The sequence below is a fragment of the Variovorax sp. KK3 genome, assembly GCF_001984055.1.
Lineage (GTDB): Bacteria > Pseudomonadota > Gammaproteobacteria > Burkholderiales > Burkholderiaceae_C > Variovorax.
In genome coordinates this window covers 1-2,010 of the sequence record NZ_LYVO01000168.1, presented here as the reverse complement: position 1 = coordinate 2,010, position 2,010 = coordinate 1, and the positions used below count along the sequence as shown (strand labels likewise).

The window sequence follows — 2,010 nt, the reverse complement described above, 5'->3', positions numbered from 1 at the left end:
GGGGTGGATATTCGGGGGGATGGTGCGGCTGACCAATCCATCGAGCCGGAATCCAAAGGAACTCGCTAACACTGCTGGTCGCGCACAACTCAAAGCGACCGGCGTCTCAGCTTGTCGATGGCAGGTTCTGGATCAAACAGATCACCAGATGTAGGCGAGGCAACCGTTACCGAGCCAGGAGAGACGCCCGCCGCCACGACCAGTTCTCGTTGCGCAACGTCTGTCAGGACGAGCCCGCATTCAGCATAGACGTCCACATCCTCGTAGATCAGTTGCTCGACCGAATATACGCGAAAGTTCGTCAGCGGAGTCACCTGCCACGCGGTCGGGTCATTCGCGGGCTTCTGGGCAAGAAAGCTCAAGTTCAAGCTCCCCATTTCGTTCCACCGCCAATGCCGGTGCAAGCAGAAGAGAAATCGACGATCCAGCCATTGTTTAAGAAAAGGCGAAAAGTCCACGCCTCTCTGAGCGTCTGAGATGCCGGTACGCCGTAGGCACTCACCATAGCGTTCTTGAGGGGCAGGCCGTCGTCTCTCGACAGCAGTCCTTCGACTTGGAACGGAAGAACGTATCTGCCGCCTTGATTTGCATCGCCAACGAACGGCTTCATAGGCTGCTCACGGGGCTTCATCAGGGTAGATGCCTGACTCCTGCATTTTTCGTATCTGGGACCAAATGCGCCCCGTCCATGCGCCATAACCATAGCCGGTGAACTCAGAAGACAATACTTTTCGCATTTCGGGTTCACTCAGCCCATAGACATATGGCGGCACCACCTTTTGATCAGCCCAGGCGTTTTTCGGCGCAAGAACGTGTGTGTTTTGCGTACGACTAACGGAGAGGCTTGCAATCTCCTGCCATTCGTGAGCGTCATTGAAGTCAGGCGATAAAACGACAAACGAGACCTCACGTTCGTTCTCTGTCACCTTCGTAAGTCGGATATGTGCGAAGCTCATCTTGGAGAGGTGACGATTACATTGGGGTGTTGTCGAGTGCGGCTGGTCTCGCTAGCCAAAGTGCTTGAGCGCTACGCCATTCGTTCAAGCGCGGTCGATAGGTGGCTAGTGCGCATGAACTCTTCTGGTGTCCTCGCCTATTCCCGAAGCTGTTGGACGAGCTTTGAGAGAAGTTGCGCAAGTGCTAGCGCCTCGCGCTCTCCAAGTTCCACAGGATCGTTGAAACTCGATCGCACTTTTAAGCAAATGACCCCTGCCGGGTCCAACCAAACCTCAAGGTCGCCGCTAGCAGCGGAATGAATCTCTTGTTCAGGCTTGTCCATCATGGCCTCTACGGATTGATTGGAAAGTGGGGATCATTGCCCGCTTGAGGATCACGTATCTTGTTTCCGTTGCTATCGTAGCCGTGCACGTGCGGTTGCGCGGCGCGCGGATTGATATAAGGAAGACCCGTTGTTGGGTCAACGTGACCTGGATCGATTCGCATGCGTTCATCGCCGGTTGTGGGATCGCGCCACTTGTTTGCCCTCTTGGCATCTTGGACGAAACCCCTATCCCTTGCGAGTTGCTCCAACTCGCCTCGGCTCTTTCCTCGCAAGTCATCTGGGCCCAGCGTTGATTGCATCCATCCGGCTAGCCGCCTGCCCAGTTCCAAGCATTCACCGACGATTGCGCCAGGCGTGACAACGGATGGTTTCCACTGTGGAACGCTCGCTGGTGCGCCTCGGCCATAGGGGTTCTCGGGATCGAAGCTGGGGGGCGCCCCCATCGGTGCGGGCGGCAAAGGAACAGGCAAAGGGCCGATGGGCGTGGGCAAGTACTCGAATAGCCCGTAAGGATCGGAGCCTCTCAGCGCGTTGCCGGAAACAAAGAGATGACGATTCAGACCACCGCTCAGTCCGGCTGGATCGTTCTGCGTGTACCGGCCGCAGGTAGGGCAGTAGGTCCGGAAATAGTTGTAGTGCAGCCCCGACTCCTTGTCGAAGTACTGCCCGTCGAAACGCTTGTTGAAGATGACCTCAGAGATGTTGGTCGTCCCCGGATTCGGATTGCT

At 56.4% G+C, this 2,010-nt stretch carries 4 protein-coding genes; all 4 read right to left on the bottom strand.

The genetic code is table 11. The features are described 5' to 3' along the window. Positions 1 to 89 precede the first annotated feature (89 nt). The gene (locus B0W80_RS33935; RefSeq protein ID WP_143684918.1) at positions 90 to 362 is read right to left on the bottom strand and encodes a hypothetical protein; all 273 of its coding nucleotides are present in this window, start codon (positions 360 to 362) and stop codon (positions 90 to 92) included. A gap of 2 nt (positions 363 to 364) precedes the next feature. After that, positions 365 to 610, bottom strand: coding sequence for a hypothetical protein (locus B0W80_RS35295; RefSeq protein WP_143684917.1), 246 nt, complete (start codon positions 608 to 610; stop codon positions 365 to 367). A gap of 7 nt (positions 611 to 617) precedes the next feature. Continuing rightward, positions 618 to 926 carry a hypothetical protein gene (locus B0W80_RS35290; protein WP_143684916.1) on the bottom strand — a complete coding sequence of 103 codons (309 nt, stop codon included), beginning with the start codon at positions 924 to 926 and terminating at the stop codon, positions 618 to 620. A 361-nt stretch (positions 927 to 1,287) separates the two neighbouring features. Beyond that, the coding region (locus tag B0W80_RS34600; protein WP_143684915.1) for an RHS repeat-associated core domain-containing protein at positions 1,288 to 2,010 on the bottom strand (723 nt) is incomplete at its 5' end.